Source organism: Mesorhizobium sp. IMUNJ 23033 (genome assembly GCF_044778005.1).
Lineage (GTDB): Bacteria > Pseudomonadota > Alphaproteobacteria > Rhizobiales > Rhizobiaceae > Mesorhizobium > Mesorhizobium amorphae_A.
Genome location: NZ_JBJACT010000028.1, coordinates 83,199 through 107,866, shown reverse-complemented (window position 1 = coordinate 107,866; position 24,668 = coordinate 83,199). Strand labels below are relative to the sequence as shown.

The following is a 24,668-nucleotide window of genomic DNA, read 5'->3' as shown; positions in this document are numbered from 1 at the left end:
CGCCATTGTCGCCGATATGGGAGCTGAGGCCGTCATCCCCTGCAACCCGACCCGAAAGATCCTGATACCCTACGACTTCGAAGCCTATAAGGCGCGCAACCTGATCGAACGCTGCTTCAACAAGCTCAAGCACTTCAGACGCATAGCCACTCGATACGACCGGCGTGCCCTATGCTTCCTCAGTTTCGTCCAACTCGCTTGCGCAATGCTATGGATGCGGTGAATGTCGATTCAGCCTAGTGCGCTCGTAGAGCAGCCAGTGCGCGATCAGATCGAGAAGCTCGCACCGTCAGTCGAGCACGACCACGGCTTCCACCTCGAACAGCATCGGGTCGATTGCAAGCTTGGGAACGGGAACCAGAGTCTGCGCCGGCAGCGCCTCACCGAACATTTCCTTGACGCTCTTGGTCAGCACCTCAAGCTTGGACATGTCGTGATCGACAACGAAGACCGTGAGCTTGGCGACCTGATTGGGTTTCGCGCCGATACCCTCGAGCGCGGCGCTCAGGTTCGCATAGGCCTGTTTCACCTGGACAGCGAAGTCGGGCGACAGGCCTCCCGTGGCGTCCTGGCCGCCCTGCCCGGAAATGTAGGCCACCCTGGCGCCGGGCGGCGTAATCACCGCCGTGCTGTAGCCATTCGGCGATGGGTCGTAGAGGGTCTTCGGATTGACGATGGTCAGCTTGTTCTCAGTCGCCGTCGCTGCTGTGGGGATTGATATGTTCATGATGATTAGCCCTCCGATAAGCAGATGCTTGCGTGACATGATTTTCTCTTGGCCTCCGGGCTGCGAGCGACCCTCGCGACCGGAATGATTGCACTTTAACCATATCAGCCATAGGGTGACTCATACGATGTACGAGTCATCGTATGGTACAACGTACTAGTCAAGTGGTCAGCATCGACATTCCTGACGGTGACTGCCAAAATCGAAGTTCGGCGAGAGAGGAAAATGATGGCAGCCAAACGCAGCGACGCCGGGAGCAAGCGGCCAAGGGCGGCGCCCCAACCCGCGCAGGAGGTGCCTGCTGAATCGCCTCTCTCCCGGGACCGTATCGTAGCGACCGCGCTGGAACTTCTGGACGCCGAAGGCCTCGACGGATTGACGATGCGCCGGCTGGCCGATCGCCTCGGCTCGGGCGCGATGAGCCTGTATTGGCACGTCGACAACAAGGAGGAGGTCTTTGATCTGGCGCTCGACTCGGTGCTCGAATATCGCGGACCACCGCAAATGGTTGAGTCTCAAGACTGGCGCGCAGATGTCGTTCATATGCTCGAAGACTGGCGCACCAGCATGCTGCGCCACCCTTGGTCGGCATCGCTGTTGCCGCGCCGGGCCCTCGGCCCGAACATCCTCGGTCGCCTGGAATTGCTGAGCAAGACCTTGTCGACAGCCGGTGTAGCGGACGCAGATCTGAACGTCGCGATATGGTCGCTCTGGAACTATGTGATGGGCGCCACCATCACTCGGGGGAGCTTCGACCTCTCGGACGACGACAGGGCCGCCGCGCAGCAGCGCCTTACCAGCGAACGCTACCCGACGATCGAACGCTCCCGCCTGCTGTTGGATGACGATTGGGACGGCGCTTTCCGGAAAGGTCTCGACTTCCTGCTCGATGGCCTCGCTCCAAGATAAGAACTTGGTTGCAACATCAGATAAGCCCTCTCCCGCAAACGACCCTATCCTGCGCCCTCAACACCGAAATTTCAGCTGAACCATCATCAAGGCCATCCAGAAATGACCGCCTCGCCTCCCTTTCTCGGCTTCCCCGATCGCCTCGCCGATGGTCGCACGCCCCGTGCGGTGATCTTTGGAGCCGGTCATGGTAGCACCTATCCCGGCAAGGACAGCAGCGGCCATGCCTTGGCCGCCGACGCCATCCGCGCTGCGAGCCAGGACGATGCCGCGCTCGTCGAGCACTGGGATTTCGATCTCGGCGGCCCGCTGTTCGAGGGCCAGCCGGTCTGTTGCGTCGACGCCGGCGACATCGCGACCACCATGCATGACAATGCCGGCAACCGGGCCCGGATCGAGGCGAACACGCGCGATATCCTGGCATTGCCGGCCGTGCCGATCCTGCTCGGCGGCGATGATTCCGTGGTCATTCCCTTCCTTGCCGGCTTTGCGGATCACGGGCCGGTCTGGATCCTGCAGGTCGACGCCCATATCGACTGGCGCGACGAGGTGCATGGCGAACGTTATGGCTATTCGAGCCCGATGCGCCGGGCGAGTGAGATGGCGCATGTCGCCGGGATCGTCCAGGTGGGCCTGCGTAGCGTCGGCAGCGCGCGCCTCGCCGAAATCGAAGCGGCGCGGCGCTATGGCAGCCGTTTCGTGACCGCCCGCGAGGTTCACGCCCAGGGCGTCGAAGCCACTCTCAAGCATATTCCGGAAGGAGCGCGGGTCGTCGTCACCCTCGACTGCGACGGCCTCGATCCCGGCATCATGCCGGGCGTGGCGGCGCGAACACCTGGCGGCCTCACCTACACGCAGGTGATCGACCTGATCGCGGGCCTCGGCAAACGGGCCAGGATCGCAGGATTCGACCTTGTCGAGCTTTATCCGCCCGCCGACATTGACGGCCTGTCGGCCCTGACCGCCGCGCGGCTTCTCGTCAATGCGATCGGCACCATCGTCCGGCAGGTTTGAAACCCGGCTTACCTCGCCTCTATGCCGCTTTGAAGCCTGCTCGAGCGTCCATGTATGCTGACGGACTGGGCTCGCTTTTCATCATCGTTTCTCGCCAGGTCTCCTGCTCGGCGTTTATCAGAGCCAATTCCCAAACACAGGCCACAACAGGTCTCGTTACCGTATCCATCGGTTCGGTGGCGGAATACAGCTTCCGATAGATATGCTGACAAAGCACCGAACCTTGTATCCACCAGTGAGCCGAGATGGAAACGCCCAGCTCGCCAGGATGAATGATCACAAAGCCCATGCCATTGTCATCGCCCTCGTCCGCCACACGCGGCAGAACGTCCTGTCGCACGAATGACTGCGCCAGGGTCGCCATGGGCCCGTCGACTTCCTTGTTGTCTGCGACGAGGCCATAGACTTTGAGCTTGAGGCCGCCAATGTCCCATTGGCCCAAATTTGAAACACCACGTGGACGGTAGATCTCGATCGTTTTGGAATTCATTGGGCTCACTCCGACCAGCCGTTGTGCGCGACGCTACAGCAGACGTACCTGGTAGCTCAGAACACGCTTCGCGGCAGGCTCGATCAGCATCACGCCGGGTTTGTCGGTGAATTCACCATCGAAATCCACCGGGCTCGCAAGGCCATGCCAGGGTTCGATGCAAAGGAACGGCGCGCCGCCGGGTTTGGACCAGATACCTAATTCCCGAAACCCTTGCCACGACATCTCGATCGCCGGCCCGCGGTCGGCGGCGTAGCGCACGCTGGTGCTGGCAGGCCGATCCAGGATGACGGCGTCGTCTTCAAACAGCCGTTCCGACAGGGCGAGGCTCTTGCCTTCGATGGGCGTGGGCTGCGGCTTTGGCAGCAGAAGGCCATCCTTCAGCCGGCGGATCGGCGCCGGCTCATTGTCGGCAAAGGCCAACTGGTAGGCTTCCTTCGACAGACCCGGCAGCAACGGCCAATTGAATGCCGGGTGCGCCCCGATCGATGCTGGCAGCGTCTCGTCGCCGGTGTTGGTGATCTCAAACGCAACGCCGACTTGCCGCTGGCCCAGGCTGTAGCTGACCGCGAGGCGAAAGGCGAACGGGTAGTGGGCACGGGTATCGGCATCGTCGGTCAAAACCAGCGTGCATGACCGAGGCCCCTGCTCCGCCCACGTGAAGCGTCTGTCGCGGGCGAATCCATGCTGTGTCATCGGATATTTGCGCCCCTGATGGCACAACCGGTCGTCCTTCAGTCGGCCGACGATCGGAAACAGAACCGGTGAATGACGCCGCCAGGCAGAACCGGCCTGCCAAAGAAGCTCGGTTCCCTCCGCATCGCGCAAGGAGACCAGTTCGGCCCCCTGCCCGACGATGGTCGCCGAGATGCCGTCACCGTGAAGCGTCACCTGTTCCATACGTCCTCGCGGGTGGCTGGTGTGGCCCGCAGGCTAGCAAAAGGCCCAGCGTGAACTCAAGAGCGGCGGGCTGCGCCGCAACTCATACATACAGCCGCGACGAGCGCTTTCACGCTACGGGCGAGATCGCGCCCGCTTCAAATGAAAAACCGTGGCCGGAGATTTCCCTCCGGCCACGGCAAGATACGCAGCGTTGCCTGCTACGGTTCCGGACTATTCGCGCTCGCCGGTGAAGTTCAGCAACAGCTGGAAGATGTTGATAAAGTTCAGATAAAGCGAGAAGGCGCCGAACACGGCGAGCTTTTGCCGCGATTCCGCGTCGAAGTTTTCCGCATACTGCTCCTTGATCGTCTGCGTGTCCCAGGCGGTCAGGCCGATGAACACGGCGATGCCGATCACCGAAATCGCGAACTGCAGCGCCGTCGAGCCGAGGAAGAGGTTCACCACGCTGGCGATCACCACGCCGATCAGGCCCATGATCAGGAAGGACGAGAACTGGGTCAGGTCGCGTTTGGTCGTGTAGCCGTAGAGGCTGGTGGCGCCGAACATGGTGGCGGCGATGAAGAAGGTGCGCGCGATGCTGGTCCCGGTGAAGACCAGGAACACGGAAGCCAGCGACAGGCCCATGACGGCGCAGAAGGCCCAGAACATGGCCTGGGCGCTTGCTGCCGACATCGTCTGCATCTTGAACGAGAACAACAGCACGAAGGCGAGCGGCGCCAGCATCACCACCCATTTCAGCGGGGTGGAGAAGATCGGCACGTAGAGAGCGGGCGTCGAGGCCACGGCGAAGGCGATGAGGCCAGTGACGACCAGGCCAAGGCCCATATAGTTGTAGACGCGCAGCATATGCTGGCGCAGGCCCTCGTCGTACACGGCGCCGGCTCGGGCGCCGGCGCCTACGCGATATCCAAGATCGGGGGTATTCATGCTGGTTCTCCTTGGCTGGATCGGATCAGTAAAGCGTCTTGGCGAGTGTCTCGGCGGCGCGGTCGAGGTCGCGGACATCGCTTCGGGCGACGATTGCGTAGGCGACATCGCCGATCTGGAAATAGGCTGACGAGATATCGCCCGAGGGTGCGACGGCAGGCCTGACCACGTCGAACGTTCCCGGCCTGATGGCAAAGAGCGAGATCAGCCCAAGCTCCCCGGCTTCGACGATCATTTCGACGCTCGGGCCGAACTGTGACGGATAGACCTGTACGTCGCGGACCTTCCATTCCTTCGGCAGCGACGGCATGACGATCGCCGTGGCGGCGCGGATCTCGTCGCTGTCGTAATTCGGCGCCTCGGTCTGGGATGCCATGGCTTCGCGCATCAGCGTCGTCCGATGCGCCCGGATCGCCTCCTCGAGATAGGCTGGCGGCTGGGTCGAGGCGACGACCTTGGTCACCGGCCCGAGCATGCCGTTCGCCAGCCAGCCCGCGGCGACGAAGACGGCGACCGCCGCCGCCCGCTGCAGCACGCCGAGCACACGGCCCCGTGCGAGTCCCCTCTCCAGCCGCCGGGCGGCATCGGCCGTTGCCGGCCGCGCCATGCCTTTTGAACCGGCAAGCGCCACCCGCAGTTCGTCGCGTGTCCTGAGGTCGGACATCACCCGCGCCGCCGTTTCGGGACGCGCGGACAGAAACGCCTCGACCTCGATGCGACGGGCAACGTCCAGCTGGTCGTCGACATAAGCGTCAAGCTCGGCGTCGGTCACGGGATCCAGCACTGTGGTCATGGCTCGCCTCTCACGATCCGGAGATGATTTTTGGCGCGCGCCGGCGCATTGTCTTCCATCTCGCGCAGCGTCGCGCGTGCCCGGCCGATGCGTGACATCAGCGTTCCCAGCGGCACGCCGCTGGCCTTGGCCGCCTGCTCGTAGGTAAGCCCCTCGATGGCGACGAGATGCAGCGCCGAGCGCTGCTCGTCCGGCAGCGTGAAAAAGGCTTCACGTATCTGCGCCAGGCGAACGGAATGCTCCTGCGGAGCCTGTGTGCTTCTGTCGGCAAGCTGCCCCGCCTGCCCGAGCCTCGCCGCTTCGGACCGGCGCGACCGCAAGCGGTCGATGAAGGCATTGTGGACGATCGACAGCAGCCACGCGCGCAAATTGCCGCCGGCGCGGAAAGTGCCGCGCCGCTCATAGGCCCGCACCAGCGCGTCATGCACCAGATCCTCGGCCTCAGTGCTGTCGCGGCTCAGCGAGTGCGCGTAGCGACGCAGGGAACCCAGCTGCCCTACGATATCGAAGCGTGGCATCGACCGTTTCATGCCCTGTTTACGGAGCACGGTAAGGTTTTAATCCCGCCTGTGTCGAATTTTTTTGCCGTCGCCTTTCGGACGGGACTACCGATGAAGCCTGCTGAAAGCGCTCAGGCTTCGCTCAAGGCCTTTCGCCGCGCCGCAGCCTGCCCTCGATCATGGCGATGACCGGCAAGAGGTCGGCGACGCCATTGACGACATAGTGCGCGCCGGCGGCGCTGAGTCTGGCGATTGCCTCGACACGTTTTTTCCTGAACACGTCCGGCGCCAGCGCCTGCGTCTCCGCCAGCGTGTGGCCGAAGACATTGCCGGTCACGGCGACGCCGACCGTCCAGGCACCGGCGTTGGTCCCTTCGGCGATGCCGACTTCGGTGTCGTCGACCTTGACACTCAGCCATGGCGGATAGACGCCAAGCTCGGTCAGCGCCTTCCACAGCATGAACGGCGTCGGCCTGCCGTCGGGCGTATCGCCGGTGCAGACCAGGCAATCGGGCGAGAACCCCTGCCCGGCCGCCACCGGCAGGATCTCGGCCATGATGTCGCGCGTATAGCCGGTGGTCGAGCCGATCTTGAGACCGCGCGCCCGCAACGCCGACACGACATCGGCAACGCCGGGGATGACATCCGAAAACCGCGCCGCGACCGCCCGGCTCTTCGGCACGAACACATCATAGACCGCATCGATGTCGGCGTCCGTCGGCGCATGGCCGCGCTGTTTCGCCCAGGCCGCCGCGACTCTGGGCAGCGCCATCAGCGCCGCGATATGCGGGCGCTTGGCCACGCCCATCGGCCCGCGTGCCTCATCGACGCTGATCGCCACGCCGAACTCTGCAAAAGCCTCGACGAACACGCCCATCGGCGCCAGCGACCCGTGGTCGACGACGGTGCCGGCCCAGTCGAACACCACGGCGCGGAGCAGGCCCTCAGTGGCCATCATACGATCTTCCCATCATGCGATCTTCATTGTCTGGGACGTGGTTGCGCCGAACAGCTCGTCGATCACCTCTTCGGCAATGGCAAAAGAGGTGCTGGCGCCTGTGCCGCTGGTGATCATCACCAGCCGCACATCCTCATGCGGCGCGTCGGCGAACATGGTACGGTCGGACGCCGAGGAATAGATGCCGGTCCAGCGCTCGAGCACGCACGGAACCGGTCCGCCGAACACGGCTCTGAACTCCTCGAGGATGATCTCGTCGACCCGCTCCGAAGCGAACGGATCGGGCGTTGTCGCATAGTGATGGGAATCGCCGACCACCAGCGTGCCGTCGGCGCCCTGCACCACGATCAGATGCACGCCATTGTCGAGCGCATCGCGCTGGTCGGCTTCCAACCGGCGCCGCAAGGCGACCGCCTCCGGCAAGGCGGCATAGCCGGCATAGCGCGCAAGCCCGAGGTCGGACATCACCGATACCGGCAGCCTGAAACCGGGATCGGCAAGCCGCATCATCTGCAGCTTGCAGCGCGTGACGGCATAGTGTGCGATGCGGTCGGGATAGAGCGTCGCCAGGTCGTCGCCCGGACAAACGATCACCTTGCCGGCCTGCACGATGCCGCGGCTGGTTTCGATATAAGGCGGCTCGACCCGGCGAACCGCCGTTTCGCGGCGGAACTCGACGCCGTGCCGTTCGGCGAGAAAGGCCGCGAGAAGCGGGATCGCCTGGCGCGATTCGACACGCACCTCGTGCGGGCTCCACAGGGCGCCGGCAAATTCCTGTCCGGCTAAACCGGGATAGTCGCGGTTGAGCGCATCGGCTTCGAGCAGCTTGCAGCCTTCGCCCATCTCTGTTTGCAGGAAGGACTCGACCACCGCTCGCGCTTCCGGACGGCGGGCAACGACGACGGCGCCGCGCTGGATGATGTCGATGCCGGCAGGTCCTGCCACCTCCAGCCAGATATCGCGGGACCGCATCGCCCGCCGCCAGACCTGGCCGCGCTCCTGGCCGCTGACGGTGATAAAACCTAAATTGCGCACCGAGGCGCCATTGGCCCGCGCGTCGCGATCGATGACGACGACCGAAAGGCCACGGCGAACGGCGGCGAGCGCATGCGCCAGGCCGACAATGCCGGCGCCGACAATGGCGAGGTCGAATTTTTGTTGCCGGCTCATCATCGTCTCACGCCGTCATTCTCGCGCTTGTCCCGGAAATGGCTATTCAAACTACGTCGATGTGACAGGAACGTGTAGGGCACGTTTCGCATCTTGGCGCCGAGGCTTTTCAGCCTGCCGCATAGGAAACCGCTGGCGAAGCCCGGCCGATTTGCGTATCACTCCGCCGCCATTGGAGCCATGTCGATGTTCGAAACCCTGCAGCCCGCCCCTGCCGACAAGATACTTGCCCTGATCGGCCTCTATCGCGCCGACCCGCGCCCGGACAAGGTCGACCTCGGCGTTGGTGTCTACAAGGACCGCGACGGCAAGACGCCGGTCATGCGCGCCGTGCGCGAGGCCGAAAAGCGGCTGCTCAACAGCCAGGACACCAAGACCTATCTCGGCCTTGCCGGCGACACCGGGTTCAACACGGCGATGGCCAGGCTGGCCTTTGGCGAGGCAGTCGACTTCTCGCGCATTCGCGCCGCGCAAGCGCCCGGCGGGTCCGGCGCGCTGCGGCTTGTGGCCGAACTTTTGAAGCGCACCCGCGCCGACGCCACCATCTGGCTGTCGGACCCGACCTGGCCGAACCACATGCCGGTGATGCGTGCCGCCGGCCTGCAGATCCGCGAATACCCCTATTTCGACGCCGCCTCGGGCGCGGTTCGCTTCGATGACATGCTGGCGGCATTGCGGACCGCCAAGAGCGGCGACGTGGTGCTGCTGCATGGCTGCTGCCACAATCCTACCGGTGCCAATCTCGATGCGGCGCAATGGGCCGGAGTGACCGAACTTGTCGTCAAGCGCGGCCTGTTGCCCTTTGTCGACATTGCCTATCAGGGCTTTGGCGAAGGGCTCGACGCCGACGCCGGCGGTCTGCGCCTGCTCGCCGCAAAAGTCCCTGAAATGGTCGTCGCCTCGAGCTGTTCGAAAAACTTTGCCGTCTACCGCGACCGCGTCGGCGCGGCGATGATCCTGGCCAAGGATGGCGCCCAGGCCGATGTGGCGATGAGCCAGATGCTGTCGGCGGCGCGCGCCATCTATTCGATGCCGCCGGACCATGGCGCCGCGGCGGTGCGGATGGTTCTGGAAGATGCCGCGCTGCGCGCCGACTGGGAAGCGGAGCTCGAGGAGATGCGCCTGCGCATGCTGAGGCTGCGCGTCGCGTTCGCCGAGGCGCTGCACCGGCAGTCCAATTCCGACCGCTTCGATTTCGTCGCCAGCCATCGCGGCATGTTTTCGCGGCTTGGCCTGACCGAGGCGCAGGTCGAGCGCCTGCGCGCCGAGTATGGCGTCTACATGGTCGGCGACAGCCGCATCAATGTCGCCGGCCTGCCGGAAGACGGCATGGACAAGCTCGCCAAGGCGATCGTCTCGGTGCTCGACTAGCCCAGTCGACCTCTCGGGATCGGCTGGTTCCGCACCGGCACCTGTGGACAATGCCCCCTTGCCGACCGACGGCATTGGCCGGCCGGCCGCATGCACGATAGCATCCGGCTGATGAAACCCTCGCAAGACATTTCCCGGCTGATCGAGATCATGGCGGCGCTCAGGGCGCCGAAAACCGGCTGCCCGTGGGATATCGAGCAGGACTTTTCGACCATTGCACCCTACACGATCGAGGAAGCCTACGAGGTGGCGGACGCCATTGCGCGCGGCGACCTGGACGATCTGCGCGAAGAGCTCGGCGATCTCCTGCTGCAGGTCGTCTATCATGCGCAAATGGCGGAAGAATCAGGCGAATTCGCCTTCGGCGACGTCGTCCAGGCCATCACCACGAAAATGATCCGCCGCCATCCGCATGTCTTCGGCGACGAAGAAGCGCGCAGCGCCGGCATGGCCAAGGGCATGTGGGAGAAGATCAAATCGCAGGAGAAAGCCGAGAAGCGAGCTGCCCTCATCGCGCGCGGCCACGATCCGGAAGACCACGGCAAGGGGTTTCTGGACAGTGTGCCGGTCGCCCTGCCCGGCTTGACGCGCGCCTTGAAGCTTCAGGAGAAAGCGGCCCGTGTCGGCTTCGACTGGAGCGAAGCGGCGCCTATCCTCGACAAGATCGAGGAGGAGATCGCCGAGCTGCGCGAGGCTCTCGCCAAGGGCGACGCGGCACCCATCAAGGACGAGTTCGGCGACATGCTGTTTGCCATCGTCAATCTGGGCCGCCACCTCAAGCTTGACGCCGAAGCGGCACTCAGCGGCACCAACGAGAAATTCCGCTCGCGCTTCCACTATGTCGAGCGGGCGCTGGAAGCCTCCGGCAACACACTGGAAAAAGCGACGCTGGAGGAAATGGAAGCGCTCTGGCAACAGGCCAAGAGCACGAAATAATCAGACTTATCCGTTGTTTTTACGGTGCAATCGGCTGTCGATCTCTTGCCGGGCGAAGTGCGTGGCTTTGAGCGAGATGGTCGCGCTGCCATCCTCATTGTCGGTCCGCGAGACGATGTCGCCATTGCGGTAGAGCCAGTCGACGAGGCCGAACTGCGCCGGCTCGATCGTCACCGTGAGCTCCTCCAGTTCGCCCGCCATCCTGGTCTCGATCAGCGCCTTCAGCGCGTCGAGGCCTTCGCCGGTGATGGCGGAAATTGCAATCGGCGGCGCCTTGCTGCCGTCATTACCATCGGCCAGCAGCCTGGCGCGGTTGCCTTCGTCGAGCAGATCGATCTTGTTCCAGACTTCGATGACGCGCTTGGCATCGCCGGCGTCGACGCCGAGGTCGGCCAGGATGCGCTCGACATCCTCGGCCTGCGCGGCCGTGTCGGGGTCGGAGATATCGCGCAGATGGATGACCAGATCGGCCTCGACCACCTCTTCCAACGTTGCCCGGAAGGCCGCGACCAGATGCGTCGGCAGGTCTGAGATGAAGCCGACCGTATCCGAAAGAATGATCGGCGTGCCGTGCGGCAGGCGCACGCGGCGCAGCGTCGGATCGAGCGTGGCGAACAGCATGTCCTCGGCCAGCACCCCTGCCCCGGTCAGCTTGTTGAATAGTGTCGATTTGCCGGCATTGGTGTAGCCGACGATCGCTACCACCGGGAACGGCACCTTCTTGCGCTTGGCGCGGTGCAGGTCGCGAGTGCGGCGCACCGTTTCCAGTTCGTGCTTCAGCTTGATGATCTTGTCCTGCAGGATGCGCCGGTCGGATTCGATCTGCGTTTCGCCGGGACCACCGAGGAAGCCGGCACCACCGCGCTGCCGTTCGAGGTGGGTCCAGCTGCGCACCAGGCGGCCCTTCTGGTAATTGAGATGGGCGAGTTCGACCTGCAGCGTGCCTTCCTTGGTCCGCGCACGCTCGCCAAAGATCTCCAGGATCAACCCGGTGCGATCCAGCACCTTGGCGTTCAGTTCCTTCTCGAGATTGCGCTGCTGCACCGGCGTCAACGGGTGGTCGACGATGACCACTTCAGCGTGACCCTCTTTGACGATCTCGGCGAACTCCTCGACCTTTCCGCTGCCCAGCAAGGTTGCCGGGCGTGGATCGTTGACGGTGGCCACCGCCGTGTGGATCAGATCGAGGTTGATGGCGCGGGCAAGCCCGACCGCTTCGTCGTGGCGGGCCTCGGCCGAACGCGTCAGCCGCGGACGGTTCGACTCATCGTCGCTGCGCTGATGGCGGGTAAGCACAGGCACGATGACAACAGCCCGGGTCGGGCCTTTGGCTTCCGTCCCCGGCTGATGTGCCAATTTTCCGCGGACGCTGCGGTCCGCGTCTTTCTCACGAGCCAATCAGGCGCCCTGGCTTTCCTCGCCATCGAACATCTGAACCGGCTGGCTCGGCATGATCGTGGAAATGGCGTGCTTGTAGACAAGCTGGGAATGGCCGTCTCGACGTAGCAACACACAAAAATTGTCGAACGAAGTGACGACGCCGGTCAGCTTCACGCCGTTGATGAGGAAGATGGTGAGTGGATTTTTGCTCTTGCGAACTGAATTCAGGAACAGGTCCTGAAGGTTTTGCGATCGTTCCGCCATTGTTCTTGTCTTTCGCCGATCCCCTTCGGTTTGCAGCCAATGCGCCAAATTACCGGGCGCATGTCAAGCGCGCAAACACCCTCTTGCCGTCAGTAACGACAAGCAGAACGAGATAAATTGATGTTCATTCCACCTGTGCGGTTATCAGGCTGGACTTTTTTCCGCAATGTCAAAAAAGGCTTGGCGCAACGAAAGTGTTATTGAGCCGGGGTGGCCGTTGGCGATGGGAGCACCGTCAATCGCCACGACCGGCATGGCGATCGTGGTGGCCGAACTAATGAAAGCCTCCCGCGCCGCCTTGGCTTCAGCCACCGAAAAGCCCCGCTCCTCGACCTTCAGGTCGAGCTTGGCGGCGACCTCGAACAGCGTCGTGCGGGTAATGCCGCGCAGGATGCCGTGCTCGGCCGGCCGCGTCACCAGCACCCCATCTCTGGTGACGATCCAGGCGTTGGACGAGCCGCCTTCCTTGACCGTGCCGTCGGTGTCGATGAACCAGGCTTCTTGGGCACCGGCCTCCTTGGCCTTCTGCTTGGCCAGCACGTTGGGCAGCAGGCCGACGGTCTTGATGTCGACCCGGTCCCAACGGTTCTCCGGCACGGTGATCACCTTGATGCCGGTCTCCGCCCTTTTTGCCGCAGCGGCCGGATCGGCTTTCCTGGCGGTCACCACCAGGGACCGCTTGGTACCCGCCGCCGGAAACAGAAAGTCGCGGCTGGCGACGCCGCGCGTCACCTGGACATAGACCAGGCCGTTGACGACTTGGTTGCGGCGCACCACCTCGCGCAGGATGAGCGGCAGCACACCGCGCGTGACGGGCCACTCGATCGACAGCTCGTTCAACGAACGGTCCAGCCGTGCCAGATGGCGCGGCATGTCGACGATGAAGCCGCGCGCCACCTCGCAAACCTCGTAGACGCCGTCGGCGAATTGATATCCGCGATCCTCGATATGCACGACAGCATCGGCATGGGCGACATAGCGCCCGTTCACATAGGCAATACGCGGCATGAGAAACCCTCGAGAAACGTCCCGGCCTTCTTAGGCGATTCCGCTGTGGCCGTAACCGGCAATTGCGTGGTCCAGACCGGCCGGTCTCACGCGTGCCCCGCGGTCAGACGCCGAGCGACTTCAACTTGCGGTGAAGTGCCGAGCGCTCCATGCCGATGAATTCGGCCGTCTTCGAGATGTTGCCGCCGAAGCGGTTGATCTGGGCGATCAGATAGTCCTTCTCGAACTGTTCGCGCGCCTCGCGCAGCGGCAGCGCCATGATGTGCTGGTCGGACTGGTTCGGCGTGCGCGGCATGACGTCGCCGATCTCGGACGGCAACAGGTCGGCGGTGATCGGCGCATCGACATTGTCGCCGCGCGCCAGGATCATCAGCCGCTCGACATTGTTGCGCAGCTGGCGCACGTTCCCCGGCCAGTTGTGCGCCTGCAGCACCGCCAGCGCGTCGTCGCCGATGCGGCGCGGCTTGATGCCGGCCTGGCGCGCGATCTGCTTCATGAAATTGTCGACCAGATAGGGAATGTCCTCGCGCCGCTCGGCCAGCCCCGGCACCATGACCGGAACCACCGCCAGGCGATGGTAAAGGTCCTCGCGGAAGCGGCCGTCGGCAATCATCGCTTCCAGATTCTGCGAGGTCGACGAGATGATGCGGACGTCGACCTTGACCCGTTTGGTGCCCCCTACCCGTTCGAACTGCTGCTCGACCAGCACGCGCAGGATCTTGTTTTGCGTCTCGCGCGGCATGTCGGCCACTTCGTCGATATAGAGGATGCCGCGATGCGCTTCCTCCAGCGCACCGACCTTGCGCTCAGTGCCGTTCGATTCGGTGCCGAACAGCTCGATCTCCATGCGCTCGGGCGTGATGTTGGCGGCGCTCAGCGTCACGAACGGCGCACCCTTGCGCGTCGACAGCGCATGAATGGCACGCGCCGCCAGTTCCTTGCCCGAACCGGAAGGGCCGATGATCATGACACGGCTGTTGGTCGGCGCGACCCGTTCGATCGTTTGGCGCAACTGACTCATCGCCGACGACATGCCGATCAGGTCGAAGGTCTCGCCGCTGCGCTGCTTGAGGTCCGAGACTTCGCGCCGCAGCTTCGAGGTTTCCAGCGCCCGTTCGGCGATGAGAATGAGCCGGTCTGCCTTGAACGGCTTCTCGATGAAATCATAGGCGCCGCGACGGATGGCCGACACCGCTGTTTCGATGTTGCCATGGCCGGAGATCATCACCACCGGGAGTGTTGGGTGCATCGTCTTGATCTCGTCCAGCAATGCGAGACCATCCAGACGCGAGCCCTGCAGCCAGATGTCGAGGAAAATCAGCCGCGGCGCTCGATCGGCGATCGCCGCCAGCGCACTGTCGGCATCGAATGCCGTGCGGGTTTCGTGACCTTCGTCGCTCAGGATACCGGCGACGAGTTCGCGGATATCTTCCTCGTCATCGACGATGAGAATGTCAGACGCCATTACCGACCTTTTCAGTTTCTCTTTCGTTTTCCGCCTTGCTCTCGCCGCGCGACGGCGCGGCAGCAGCAGAAGGCGGCAGGATGATGCTGATCATTGCACCCCGCCCGCCGTGGAAATCCGCCGGCGCGTCGTGCAGTTCAAGCCGGCCGCCATGGTCCTCCACGATCTTCTTGACGATAGCGAGGCCGAGACCGGTCCCCTTCTCGCGTGTCGTCATATAGGGCTCGAGCAGCCTTTGGCGATTCTCGCGCGGCAAACCTTTGCCATTGTCGATGACGTCGATTCTGATGGCGCCATTCTGCCGTCCGGCTTGAATCCGAATTGTGCCGTCCGAACGATCTTTTGCATCAAGTCCGTCAATGGCCTCGGCAGCGTTCTTGATGACGTTCCCGAACGCCTGCGCCATCAGGCGGCTGTCGAAGGTGCCCTTGAGCGGGTCGTTGCCGAAAATCCGCTCGAAGGTGATGTCTGAACGGCTGACCTCGACCAGGAACGAGGCCTCGCGCAGCGATTCGCGCAGATCGATGGCCTTCATCTCGGGTTTCGGCATGCGCGCGAAGGCCGAGAACTCATCGACCATGCGGCCGATATCCTCGACCTGGCGGATGATGGTGTCGGTGCATTGATCGAAGACCTCGCGATCTTCGGTGATGACCTTGCCATAGCGGCGCTTGATGCGCTCGGCCGACAGCTGGATCGGCGTCAGCGGGTTCTTGATCTCGTGCGCAATGCGCCGCGCCACGTCGGCCCAGGCCGACGAACGCTGCGCCTGGACGAGGTCGGTGATGTCGTCGACGGTCACGACATAGGATTTCTCCTCCGCCCCATCGTCGCCCGCCTCAATGGTGATCTGCACGTTGAAGGTCCGCTCCGTGCCGGCGCGGTAGAACGTCACCTGCTCGCGATAGACCGGTTTGCCCGACTTGCGGCCGATCTCGAAGACACGGCCGACATGAGGCAACACCGCCGAAAGGTTCTGCCCGAGTGCTGCGGTGGCCGAAATGGCCAGCATCGTCTCGGCCGAGCGGTTGACGATGGTGACGATGCCATAGGGGTCGACGCCGATGACGCCGGCGGTGACGCCCGCCAGCACCGCTTCCGAAAAGCGCCGCCGCTCGTCGATCAAGTCCTTGGCGGACAAGATCTCGTTGCGCTGCGATTTCAGCTCCAGCAGCATCTTGTTGAACGTGTCGCCCAGCGAGGCGACGTCGCCGTCGGAAGGCCTGACTGGCACCGCAACGTCGAGATTGCCGGTGGCGACCTCGTCGGCAGCACCGATAAGCTGGCGGATCGGCCGCACCAGCCGGTCGGCGACGGCGATGCCGGTCCAGATCGCCGACAGGATGATGATCAGTGTCAGCGACAGATAGGGCAGCGCGAAGGCCACTTGCGAGGTGCGGCGGTTGTCTTCCAGCCCGCGATATTCGTCGGTGTTGGATCGGACAATCTGACGTGCCTTGATCACTTCGGGATCGACCAGGCGGATCGTGTAGAGGTAGAGCCCTTCGATTTGGCGCAGCTTGACGATGGCGCCCATGATGTTGCGCGTCTTCGGCTCGATCAGCACCGGCTTGCCGTCGGCGGCGCTGGTCACGGCACCTTCCGGCGGCTCCGGCATGGCGAAATCCGCATCGGTCTTGGCGCTCATGACGAAGGAGCCGTCGGGCTTGATCAGCGCCGCATGCGCCAGCGACCGGCCAACCGCTTCCTTGTTCATCAGGTCGAGAAAACCGGTCCGGTCGAGGCCGTAGAGCGTACGCGACGCGTCGAGATCGTAAGCCATCGACAGCGTCGTTCCCTGAAGATTGCGGGCGTTTTCCTGGACATAGGCGTCCGCTATCGACAGCGACGAATTGACGATCGTCTTGGTGCGGATCTCGAACCAGCGGTCGAGGCCGATATCGAGCGTGATCGAGGCGATGATCGCCACCATGATGGCCGGGATGGCGGCGACCAGCGCAAACATCGCCACGATGCGCACATGCAGCCGCGACGCCGCCTTGCCGTGCCGGCGCGCCATCACGATGCGGTGAACTTCACGGCTGACCAGCGCGATCAGGAACAGGACGAAGACGGCATTGAGCGCGATCAGCGCCAGAGTCGTCCTCTCGTTCGGCACGATCGGCGTGGCGCCGACCAGGATGGCGAAGGAAATCGCCGCCGTGACCAGCGCACCGGCAATTGCCACCACCCCAGGCAGCGCCAGCAGCCGGCGCCTGTCTTCGACACCGTGCCTGCTGAAAATCGGTTCGTTCAGTGTAGGGGCCTGAGTCGCCATGTCGCCGTCGAGAGCCAGTGATTGCGTCGGATCTATGCAACGCATTGTGGCGATTATGCAACAAGTGTGGCCGGGACGGAAATCTTTCCCCGGCTCATTCGCCTAAACGCCGTCTCCAGGACCTTTTTGTCCACAGGCGCTAGAGATGATCCCGAACCGAACGTCGGGTTTGACCCGAAGGGCGGCAGACAGCGCCGGCCGTAGGCCGTCGGGAAGCCGAGTTGGGGGTCGTTCCCATGACTTCGATTCTCGCCGCCGCTCCCGAGGTCATGCTTGTCGGTCAGTTTCCGGCAGAACTCCAAAGTTACGTTGACTTCGCCATTGGCATCAGCGCCGATTCAACGGACGCGGAAGCGGCCAGGCAGTTGTCGGAATTTCTGATGTCGACAGCCGTTGATGACATCTTGGCGGCAAGGGCGTCGAGCGCCCCTAAAAGCGTTCGGGAATCCCCTTCTCAAACACGCTCTAAGCCGGCCTCGAGGACTTGTAGACGTTGACGCCGAGCTCGCGGATTTTCTTGCGCAGCGTGTTGCGGTTGAGCCCCAAAAGTTCGGCAGCCTTGATCTGATTGCCGCGCGTCGCCGTCATCGAGGCCAGAACCAGCGGATATTCGACTTCGGACAGAATGCGCTGGTAAAGACCTGCCGGCGGCAGGTCGCCGGCAAAGGATGCGAAATAGCGCTGCAGGAAATGCTCCACCGCCTGGCCGATCGAGAGGTCGTCCGGAATGAGATTGCCGCCGCCTGGGACGACGGGCCTCTCGCCAGTCTTAAGCTCGGCCTCGATGATCTCGGCGGAGATCTCGTCCTGCGAATAGAGCGCGGCCAGCCTGCGCACCAGGTTTTCCAGTTCGCGCACGTTGCCCGGCCATGGATAGCGCTTCATCAATTCGATGCCGCCGGTCGAGATACGCTTGGTCTGCAGGCCTTCGCTGGCGCCGAGCTTGAAGAAATGCCGCACCAGGTCCGGAACGTCCTCGGAGCGCTCGCGCAGTGCCGGCAGCCTCAGCGGCACGACATTCAGGCGATAGAACAGATCCTCGCGGAACAGCCCCTGGTTGATCAGCGTGCGCAGATCCTTGTTGGTGGCGGCGACGATGCGCACGTCGGTCTTGATCGGCGTGCGCCCGCCGACCGTGGTGTATTCGCCCTGTTGCAGCACGCGCAGCAGGCGCGTCTGCGCCTCCATCGGCATGTCGCCGATCTCGTCAAGGAACAGCGTGCCGCCTTCCGCCTGCTCGAAGCGGCCGGTCGAGCGGTTCTGCGCGCCGGTGAAGGCCCCCTTCTCGTGGCCGAAAAGTTCCGATTCGATCAGGTCGCGGGGGATCGCCGCCATGTTGATGGCCACGAACGGCCCGCCGCGGCGACGGCCATATTCGTGCAGCGCCCGCGCCACCAGTTCCTTGCCGGTGCCCGACTCGCCTGAAATCATCACCGTCAGGTCAGTCTGCATCATGCGCGCCAGCATGCGGTAGATGTCCTGCATGGCCGCCGAGCGGCCGACCAGCGGCATCGTCTCCGGTTGCTCGTCGGCGCGCGCGTCGATTTTCGGACGCCTGGGCTCTGCCAGCGCCCGGTTGACGATGCTGAGCAGCTCGGTCAGGTCGAACGGCTTCGGCAGATATTCATAGGCGCCGGTTTCGGAGGCCCGGATCGCGGTCATGAAGGTGTTTTGCGCACTCATGACGATGACCGGCAGCTCCGGCCGCGCTTTTTTGATGCGCGGCAGCATGTCGAAGGCGTTCTCGTCGGGCATCACCACATCGGTGATCACCAGATCGCCCTCGCCCGCCGCCACCCAGCGCCACAGTGTCGAGGCGTTGGAGGTCACCCGCACCTCATGGCCGACGCGCGACAGCGCCTGGTTGAGGACCGTGCGGATGGCCGCGTCGTCGTCGGCGACCAGAATATTGCCGCGAACGGTCATTTGCGGTCTCCTTCATTGTCATCGTCGGTGCCGAACGAGGTTTGCTTCCAGGCCGGCATCAGTATGCGGAATGTGGTTGCGCGCGGCGTTGAATCGCATTCGATGATGCCGCCATGCTCGCCGACCAACTTCGCCACCAGCGCCAGGCCGAGGCCCGAGCCGTTCGGCTTGGTGGTGATGAAGGGATCGAACAAGATCGGCAGGATATCTTCCGAGACACCGGGCCCATTGTCGCGCACGCAGAACTCCAGCGGCAACGAGACACGGTCCTGCGTTCCCGGAACAGAAACGCGGATGCCCGGCCGGAAGGCGGTGGACAGCACGATCTCGCCCTGCGGGTCGCTGCCGATCGCCTCGGCGGCGTTCTTGACCAGGTTGAGGAATATTTGGATCAGCTGGTCGCGATTGGCGAAAACCGGAGGCAACGATGGATCGTATTCCTCCAAAATCTTGATCCGCTTTGCAAAACCGTTCTTGGCAATTGCCTTCACATGGTCGAGCACGACATGGATGTTGACCGGATAGCGGTCGATCGGCCGCTCGTCGGAAAACACCTCCATGCGATCGACCAGCGATACGATGCGGTCGGTCTCGTCGGTGATCAGGCGGGTCAGCGCCCGATCCTCGTCGGAGGCGGAGAGTTCGAGCAATTGGGCAGCACCCCGAATACCCGACAGCGGGTTCTTGATCTCATGGGCAAGCATGGCGGCGAGGCCGGTGACCGAGCGCGCCGCGCCGCGATGCGTCATCTGCCGGTCGATCTTGTCGGCCATCGAGCGTTCCTGGAACATCACCACGACCGAGCCTGGAAACTCCGGCACCGGCGCGACATAGAGGTCGACGACCTTCTCGATGCCGAGACGTGGCGACGAGACATCGACGCGGTATTCGTTGACGGGCGCCAGGCGTTCGCGCACCTGGTCGACCAGCGTCAGCAGCGGACTGCCGAAAGGCACCAGCTTGGACAGCGTGTTGCGGGCCAGCATGGTGGCGCTGGAGCGAAAGAAATCCTCGGCATCGGCATTGGCGTAGGTGATGAAGCCTTCGCCATCGACCATGATCACCGGGCGGCGGATGGTGTTCAGCACGATCTGGGCGGCATCCACCATGTCCAGTCCTTGAGCGGCTGTGGCCTTCATGCCGCGCTCCGCAAGGTCACTGGCGCGCCGATGGTCGAGAACGCGTCGCGCAGTTCGGCAATGACCCTGGCTGGCTCGAAGGACGTCAGAATGGTCTTGCGCTGGTCGGCACCGACGCCGGCGGCGTGGCGGTCGAGATACCAGCCAAAATGCTTGCGCGCCTGGCGCAGCCCGCTTTCGCTGCCATGGAGCGTCAGCATGTCCTCATAATGGGCGATGATGTAGTCGGCGAGAGCCCGCGGGCTCTCCGGAATGCCTGCCGCCGCCCCGCCTGCCGCCGCGATGCTGCCGGCAATCCACGGCGCACCATAATGCGCGCGGCCGACCATGACCGCGTCGGCGCCGGACTGTTCCAGAACATCGGCCGCCTCGGCGGCCGAACCGACATCGCCATTGGCAACGACCGGGATCGACACCGCTTCCTTGACGCGGGCGATGGCGCGCCAGTCGGCCTTGCCCTGATAGAACTGGCAGCGCGTGCGACCGTGCACGGTCACCATGCGCACGCCCGCCTGCTCGGCGCGGCGCGCCAGCATCGGCGCATTCAGCGCGCCCTCGTCCCAGCCGAGCCGCATCTTGACCGTGACCGGCACTTCGACGGCGCCGATCACCGCCTCGATCAGCGACAGCGCGTGGTCGAGGTCGCGCATCAGCGCCGAACCGGCATAGCCGCCGGTCACCTTCTTGGCCGGGCAGCCCATGTTGATGTCGATGATGTCGGCGCCCTCGCCCTCGGCTATGCGCGCGCCCTCTGCCATGTGCACGGCCTCGCGGCCGGCGAGCTGAACCATATGCACAGGCAATCCGGAATGGCGGATGCGCAGATCGCACCCCGCCCTGCCCTTGGCCAGTTCACCGCTCGCCACCATTTCCGAAACGACCAGCCCGGCGCCATGCGCATGGGCGCGCTGCCGAAACGGCTCGTCGGTTATCCCGGACATCGGCGCGAGGAAGACGCGATTGCGGATCGTCACGCCGCCGACGTCGAGCGGCACAGTCAATTTGGTGAATTCAGGCATGCACAAAAACCAAGCATGTTCGATTGCTGCACATTCTCTAGCCAGAACGGCGACAATGTGCAACGCGGAATGACGCCACATTAAGGCGCATTTGGGAAAATGCTGGCCTTCGGCTTTGGCCGCGACCAAAGCGCCGCGCGTCCTTGGACGCGCAAAGGACGCTTTGGAACTTCATAATTGGCGCACGATCTTTTCCGAAAACCGATTACACTTTTCGGGATCGTGCGCTAGGACCAATCGGCATGACGAACGCAAGTGAAAATCAAGTTTCGGACAGAGTCGCGGTGGTGATCGTCGCCGCCGGCCGCGGCGCGCGGGCCGGACAGGTCGACGGTCCGAAGCAGTATCAGAGCATCGGCGGCCGCGCCGTCATAACGCGCACGCTGGACACGTTCCTGGCGCATCCGAGGATTGGCCAAATCGTCGTCGCCATCCATGCCGACGACCGCGATCTCTTCCGTAAGGCGGCCGGCGCCAATGCCGACCGGGTCATCACTATTACGGGCGGCGATTCGCGCCAGGCCTCGGTACGGCTTGGGCTTCTCGCCTTGCGGGACCACGCGCCGGGCCGGGTCCTCATCCATGATGCGGTGCGTCCCTTCGTCGACGGTGGCTTGATCGAACGCACCATCGAGGCCATCGGCGAACGCCAGGGGGCACTGCCAACGCTGCCCCTCGCCGATACGCTCAAACGCGAGTCGGCCGCCGGCATGATCGAAGAGACCGTGTCGAGGAACGGGCTTCACGCCGCCCAGACACCGCAAGGGTTTCCGTTCTGGCCAATCCTGGCAGCGCATGAAAAGGCGCATCAGCTGGGCAAGGCGGATTTCACCGACGATGCCGCGATCGCCGAATGGGCGCATATTCCGGTGAAAATCGTCCCGGGCTCGCCGGACAATGTGAAACTCACCTGGGCAAGGGATATTGCTATGGCCGATCAGCGGCTCTCCGGCGAACGGCCGCGCTTTCCGGACATCCGCACCGGCAATGGCTATGACGTCCACGCCTTCGAGCCTGGCGACCATGTCACCCTGTGCGGCGTTGCCATTCCGCACGACAAAAAACTGTCCGGCCATTCGGATGCCGATGTCGGCCTTCATGCCCTGACCGATGCGCTGCTCGCCACCTGCGGCGCCGGCGACATCGGCACGCATTTCCCGCCTTCCGATCCGCAATGGAAGGGTGCTGCCTCGCGCATCTTCGTCGAGCATGCGGCTAAGCTGGTGCGCGAACGCGGCGGACGCATCGCCAACGCAGACATCACGCTGATCTGCGAGGCGCCGCGCGTCGGCCCGCACCGCGAAGCGATGACGGCAGCCCTTGCTTCGATGCTGGGCATTGCGTCGGAACGAATCTCGATCAAGGCGACGACCAACGAAAAACTTGGCTTTGTCGGCCGCGAGGAAGGCATTGCCGCGATCGCCACCGCCAGCGTCGTGTTTCCGGGCGACGTTCCCGCATGAGCAACGGCGATCTCGCAAACGCCTTGCTCCAGGCCTGCCAGCGCCGCGGCATCATGCTGGCGACGGCCGAGAGCTGCACCGGTGGGATGATCATCGCCGCGCTGACGGACATCGCCGGCTCTTCCGCCGTGGTCGACCGCGGCTTCATCACCTACTCCAATGAGGCCAAGATGGAGATGCTCGGCGTTTCGGCTGCCACGCTCAAGGCGCATGGTGCCGTGTCACGAGAAACGGCGCTGGAGATGGCCGAAGGTGCGCTGGCCCATTCGCGTGCCGGGCTGACGCTCGCCGTCACCGGCGTTGCCGGCCCGGGCGGCGGCTCGGCGGAAAAGCCTGTCGGCCTGGTTTGGTTCGGCGTTGCCCTGGCCGGCCGCCCTGTTGTCGCCGAGCACCGGCTGTTTGCCGACAACGGCCGTGCCTTCATCCGCAGCGAGACAGTCAGGCACGCGCTGGAACTCGGCTTGCGCGCGCTTGGAGAGGATCAGGCTCTGGCGCCGTAAATCACGTTGGCACGCTTCTCGAACGCCTCGGAAAACATGCGGAAGCCACGGTCGAACATCGTGCCCATCAGCGCGCCGAGAATGCGGCTCTTGAACTCGTAGTCGATGAAGAAGTGGACCTCGCAGCCGCCGCCATCGGCCGGGTCGAAACGCCAGATATTGCTTAAGTATTTGAACGGGCCGTCGATGTATTTGACGTCGATGGTGTTCTCGTCCGGCTTCAGCAGCACCTGCGTGGTGAAGGTCTCGCGGATCGCCTTGTAGCCGATGCTCATGTCGGCGACGAGAATGGTGCGGCCATCGCGCTCCTTGCGTGAGCGCACGGTCAGCGCCTCGCAGAGCGGCAGGAACTGCGGATAAGCCTCGACATCGGCGACCAGCCTGAACATCTCTTCCGGCGTATGGGCGACGCGGCGGGTGGCTTCGAATTTCGGCATGAAGACAGGATATCAGGCGGTTTTTCTGAGCTGCGTTTCGCGCGCCGCGCGCAGCCTGGCGAAATCGTCGCCGGCATGGTGCGAGGAGCGCGTCAGCGGGCTCGACGCCATCAGCAGGAAACCCTTGGTCCGGCCGATCGTCTCGAAGGATTTGAACTCCTCCGGCGTGACGAAGCGGATCACCGGATGGTGCTTCTTCGACGGCTGCAGATACTGGCCGATGGTCATGAAGTCGACATTGGCAGAACGCAGATCGTCCATCAGCTGCAAGATTTCGTTCCGCTCTTCGCCCAGGCCCACCATGATGCCGGACTTGGTGAAGATCGACGGGTCGAGCTCCTTGACCCGCTGCAGCAGCCGGATTGAGTGGAAATAGCGCGCACCCGGACGCACCGTCAGGTAGTTCGACGGCACCGTCTCGAGGTTGTGGTTGAACACGTCGGGCTTGGCCGCCACCACGATCTCCAGCGCCCCATCCTTGCGCAGGAAGTCCGGCGTCAGGATCTCGATCGTCGTCGATGGCGTCGCCGCCCGGATCGCACGGATGACCTCGGCGAAATGCTGCGCACCGCCATCGGCGAGATCGTCGCGGTCGACCGAGGTGATGACGACGTGGCTGAGGCCCATCTGCTTGACGGCATGGGCGACGCGCGCCGGCTCGTCGGGATCGAGCGCGGTCGGTATGCCGGTGGCGACATTGCAGAAGGCGCAGGCGCGCGTGCAGATCTCGCCCATGATCATGAAGGTGGCGTGCTTCTTCTCCCAGCACTCGCCGATATTCGGGCAGCCGGCCTCTTCGCAAACCGTCACCAGCTTGTGCGACTTCACGATCTCGCGCGTCTCGGCATAGCCCTTCGAGACCGGCGCCTTGACGCGGATCCAGTCGGGCTTGCGCAGCACTTCCTGGTCCGGCTTGTGCGCCTTTTCGGGGTGCCGCAGCCGCGGCGCATTGGCGATCGTGTCGAGAACAGTGACCATCTCAAACCCGGTTCCTTGGCGAGCCCCTGTCCGGCGCTCGCGTTCCAACGTCATCTAAGGCTTTTCGGCGCAAAGAAAAAGGTCATGCCGGCGCATGACGGCAGGGCCTTTTT

General features: G+C 63.7%; 24 protein-coding genes and 2 pseudogenes. 8 read left to right on the top strand and 18 right to left on the bottom strand.

Annotated features, from left to right (window positions below):
- A pseudogene (locus ACFX5Q_RS26150) lies at positions 1-223 on the top strand (IS5/IS1182 family transposase); the annotation flags it as partial.
- A 66-nt stretch (positions 224-289) separates the two neighbouring features.
- On the opposite strand, the gene ACFX5Q_RS26145 reads toward ACFX5Q_RS26150, so the two are convergent.
- On the bottom strand, positions 290-766 hold the full coding sequence (locus ACFX5Q_RS26145) for a RidA family protein (RefSeq protein ID WP_404282704.1): 477 nt from the start codon (positions 764-766) through the stop codon (positions 290-292).
- Positions 767-955: 189 nt separating this feature from the next.
- Here ACFX5Q_RS26145 and ACFX5Q_RS26140 point away from each other — a divergent pair, with 189 nt between their 5' ends.
- Together ACFX5Q_RS26140 and ACFX5Q_RS26135 are read left to right on the top strand one after the other, a co-directional pair.
- The gene (locus ACFX5Q_RS26140) at positions 956-1,636 is read left to right on the top strand and encodes a TetR/AcrR family transcriptional regulator (protein WP_404282707.1); all 681 of its coding nucleotides are present in this window, start codon (positions 956-958) and stop codon (positions 1,634-1,636) included.
- A 102-nt stretch (positions 1,637-1,738) separates the two neighbouring features.
- Positions 1,739-2,650, top strand: a complete 912-nt coding sequence (locus tag ACFX5Q_RS26135) for an agmatinase (protein ID WP_404282703.1) — start codon at positions 1,739-1,741, stop codon at positions 2,648-2,650.
- A 19-nt stretch (positions 2,651-2,669) separates the two neighbouring features.
- Here ACFX5Q_RS26135 and ACFX5Q_RS26130 read toward each other — a convergent pair whose 3' ends face one another.
- From ACFX5Q_RS26130 to ACFX5Q_RS26100, 7 genes are all read right to left on the bottom strand, one after another.
- Complete coding sequence (locus ACFX5Q_RS26130; RefSeq protein ID WP_404282702.1) at positions 2,670-3,140, bottom strand: hypothetical protein; 471 nt, start codon at positions 3,138-3,140, stop codon at positions 2,670-2,672.
- A 33-nt stretch (positions 3,141-3,173) separates the two neighbouring features.
- Positions 3,174-4,040 carry an aldose 1-epimerase family protein gene (locus ACFX5Q_RS26125; protein WP_404282701.1) on the bottom strand — a complete coding sequence of 289 codons (867 nt, stop codon included), beginning with the start codon at positions 4,038-4,040 and terminating at the stop codon, positions 3,174-3,176.
- Positions 4,041-4,253: 213 nt separating this feature from the next.
- Positions 4,254-4,970 (bottom strand): Bax inhibitor-1/YccA family protein, encoded by a 717-nt coding sequence (locus ACFX5Q_RS26120; RefSeq protein ID WP_404282700.1) that lies wholly within the window; start codon positions 4,968-4,970, stop codon positions 4,254-4,256.
- 25 nt (positions 4,971-4,995) lie between these two features.
- Positions 4,996-5,763, bottom strand: coding sequence for an anti-sigma factor family protein (locus ACFX5Q_RS26115; RefSeq protein ID WP_404282699.1), 768 nt, complete (start codon positions 5,761-5,763; stop codon positions 4,996-4,998).
- Positions 5,760-6,293: a sigma-70 family RNA polymerase sigma factor gene (locus ACFX5Q_RS26110; protein WP_404282698.1), complete on the bottom strand. Its 534-nt coding sequence runs from the start codon at positions 6,291-6,293 to the stop codon at positions 5,760-5,762. Before ACFX5Q_RS26110 ends, ACFX5Q_RS26115 begins: the two co-directional genes overlap by 4 nt.
- Before the next feature lie 112 nt (positions 6,294-6,405).
- The gene (gene phnX / locus ACFX5Q_RS26105; RefSeq protein WP_404282697.1) at positions 6,406-7,221 is read right to left on the bottom strand and encodes a phosphonoacetaldehyde hydrolase; all 816 of its coding nucleotides are present in this window, start codon (positions 7,219-7,221) and stop codon (positions 6,406-6,408) included.
- A gap of 12 nt (positions 7,222-7,233) precedes the next feature.
- Positions 7,234-8,394, bottom strand: coding sequence for a TIGR03364 family FAD-dependent oxidoreductase (locus ACFX5Q_RS26100; RefSeq protein WP_404282696.1), 1,161 nt, complete (start codon positions 8,392-8,394; stop codon positions 7,234-7,236).
- Between the two features lie 183 nt (positions 8,395-8,577).
- Between ACFX5Q_RS26100 and ACFX5Q_RS26095 the strand changes: the two genes are divergently transcribed.
- Both ACFX5Q_RS26095 and mazG read left to right on the top strand, forming a co-directional pair.
- Complete coding sequence (locus ACFX5Q_RS26095) at positions 8,578-9,762, top strand: aromatic amino acid transaminase (protein WP_404282695.1); 1,185 nt, start codon at positions 8,578-8,580, stop codon at positions 9,760-9,762.
- A 111-nt stretch (positions 9,763-9,873) separates the two neighbouring features.
- On the top strand, positions 9,874-10,698 hold the full coding sequence (gene mazG, locus ACFX5Q_RS26090; protein ID WP_404282706.1) for a nucleoside triphosphate pyrophosphohydrolase: 825 nt from the start codon (positions 9,874-9,876) through the stop codon (positions 10,696-10,698).
- Between the two features lie 6 nt (positions 10,699-10,704).
- Here mazG and hflX read toward each other — a convergent pair whose 3' ends face one another.
- From hflX to ACFX5Q_RS26065, 5 genes are all read right to left on the bottom strand, one after another.
- Positions 10,705-12,096, bottom strand: coding sequence for a GTPase HflX (hflX, locus tag ACFX5Q_RS26085; protein ID WP_404282694.1), 1,392 nt, complete (start codon positions 12,094-12,096; stop codon positions 10,705-10,707).
- Positions 12,097-12,342: an RNA chaperone Hfq gene (gene hfq / locus ACFX5Q_RS26080; protein ID WP_006202172.1), complete on the bottom strand. Its 246-nt coding sequence runs from the start codon at positions 12,340-12,342 to the stop codon at positions 12,097-12,099.
- A gap of 144 nt (positions 12,343-12,486) precedes the next feature.
- The gene (locus ACFX5Q_RS26075) at positions 12,487-13,350 is read right to left on the bottom strand and encodes a D-amino-acid transaminase (protein WP_404282693.1); all 864 of its coding nucleotides are present in this window, start codon (positions 13,348-13,350) and stop codon (positions 12,487-12,489) included.
- Between the two features lie 103 nt (positions 13,351-13,453).
- Positions 13,454-14,815: a sigma-54 dependent transcriptional regulator gene (locus ACFX5Q_RS26070; RefSeq protein WP_006202174.1), complete on the bottom strand. Its 1,362-nt coding sequence runs from the start codon at positions 14,813-14,815 to the stop codon at positions 13,454-13,456.
- The gene (locus ACFX5Q_RS26065) at positions 14,805-17,138 is read right to left on the bottom strand and encodes an ATP-binding protein (RefSeq protein WP_404282692.1); all 2,334 of its coding nucleotides are present in this window, start codon (positions 17,136-17,138) and stop codon (positions 14,805-14,807) included. The genes ACFX5Q_RS26070 and ACFX5Q_RS26065 overlap by 11 nt, the downstream gene beginning before the upstream one ends.
- A 134-nt stretch (positions 17,139-17,272) precedes the next feature.
- Between ACFX5Q_RS26065 and ACFX5Q_RS26060 the strand changes: the two are divergent.
- Positions 17,273-17,590: pseudogene (locus tag ACFX5Q_RS26060) on the top strand (molybdate ABC transporter substrate-binding protein); the annotation flags it as partial.
- Here ACFX5Q_RS26060 and ntrC read toward each other — a convergent pair.
- The 3 genes from ntrC to dusB are packed head-to-tail and all read right to left on the bottom strand — an operon-like array spanning position 17,559 to position 21,177.
- On the bottom strand, positions 17,559-19,019 hold the full coding sequence (gene ntrC / locus ACFX5Q_RS26055) for a nitrogen regulation protein NR(I) (RefSeq protein WP_192181160.1): 1,461 nt from the start codon (positions 19,017-19,019) through the stop codon (positions 17,559-17,561). The pseudogene ACFX5Q_RS26060 and the gene ntrC sit on opposite strands and share 32 nt — an antisense overlap.
- On the bottom strand, positions 19,016-20,158 hold the full coding sequence (locus tag ACFX5Q_RS26050; RefSeq protein ID WP_404282690.1) for a nitrogen regulation protein NR(II): 1,143 nt from the start codon (positions 20,156-20,158) through the stop codon (positions 19,016-19,018). Before ACFX5Q_RS26050 ends, ntrC begins: the two co-directional genes overlap by 4 nt.
- A complete protein-coding gene (gene dusB / locus ACFX5Q_RS26045; protein ID WP_404282688.1) occupies positions 20,155-21,177 on the bottom strand; it encodes a tRNA dihydrouridine synthase DusB in 1,023 nt (340 codons plus the stop codon). The genes ACFX5Q_RS26050 and dusB overlap by 4 nt, the downstream gene beginning before the upstream one ends.
- A gap of 242 nt (positions 21,178-21,419) precedes the next feature.
- Between dusB and ACFX5Q_RS26040 the strand changes: the two genes are divergently transcribed.
- Both ACFX5Q_RS26040 and ACFX5Q_RS26035 read left to right on the top strand, forming a co-directional pair.
- Positions 21,420-22,640 carry a bifunctional 2-C-methyl-D-erythritol 4-phosphate cytidylyltransferase/2-C-methyl-D-erythritol 2,4-cyclodiphosphate synthase gene (locus tag ACFX5Q_RS26040; protein WP_404282686.1) on the top strand — a complete coding sequence of 407 codons (1,221 nt, stop codon included), beginning with the start codon at positions 21,420-21,422 and terminating at the stop codon, positions 22,638-22,640.
- On the top strand, positions 22,637-23,140 hold the full coding sequence (locus ACFX5Q_RS26035; protein WP_404282685.1) for a CinA family protein: 504 nt from the start codon (positions 22,637-22,639) through the stop codon (positions 23,138-23,140). The genes ACFX5Q_RS26040 and ACFX5Q_RS26035 overlap by 4 nt, the downstream gene beginning before the upstream one ends.
- On the opposite strand, the gene ACFX5Q_RS26030 is transcribed toward ACFX5Q_RS26035, so the two are convergent.
- Both ACFX5Q_RS26030 and lipA read right to left on the bottom strand, forming a co-directional pair.
- The gene (locus tag ACFX5Q_RS26030; RefSeq protein WP_404282683.1) at positions 23,122-23,577 is read right to left on the bottom strand and encodes a type II toxin-antitoxin system RatA family toxin; all 456 of its coding nucleotides are present in this window, start codon (positions 23,575-23,577) and stop codon (positions 23,122-23,124) included. The two genes, ACFX5Q_RS26035 and ACFX5Q_RS26030, sit on opposite strands and share 19 nt — an antisense overlap.
- Before the next feature lie 12 nt (positions 23,578-23,589).
- Entirely contained in the window at positions 23,590-24,555 is a 966-nt protein-coding gene (gene lipA, locus ACFX5Q_RS26025) for a lipoyl synthase (RefSeq protein ID WP_404282681.1), read from the bottom strand.
- Positions 24,556-24,668: the final 113 nt, after the last annotated feature.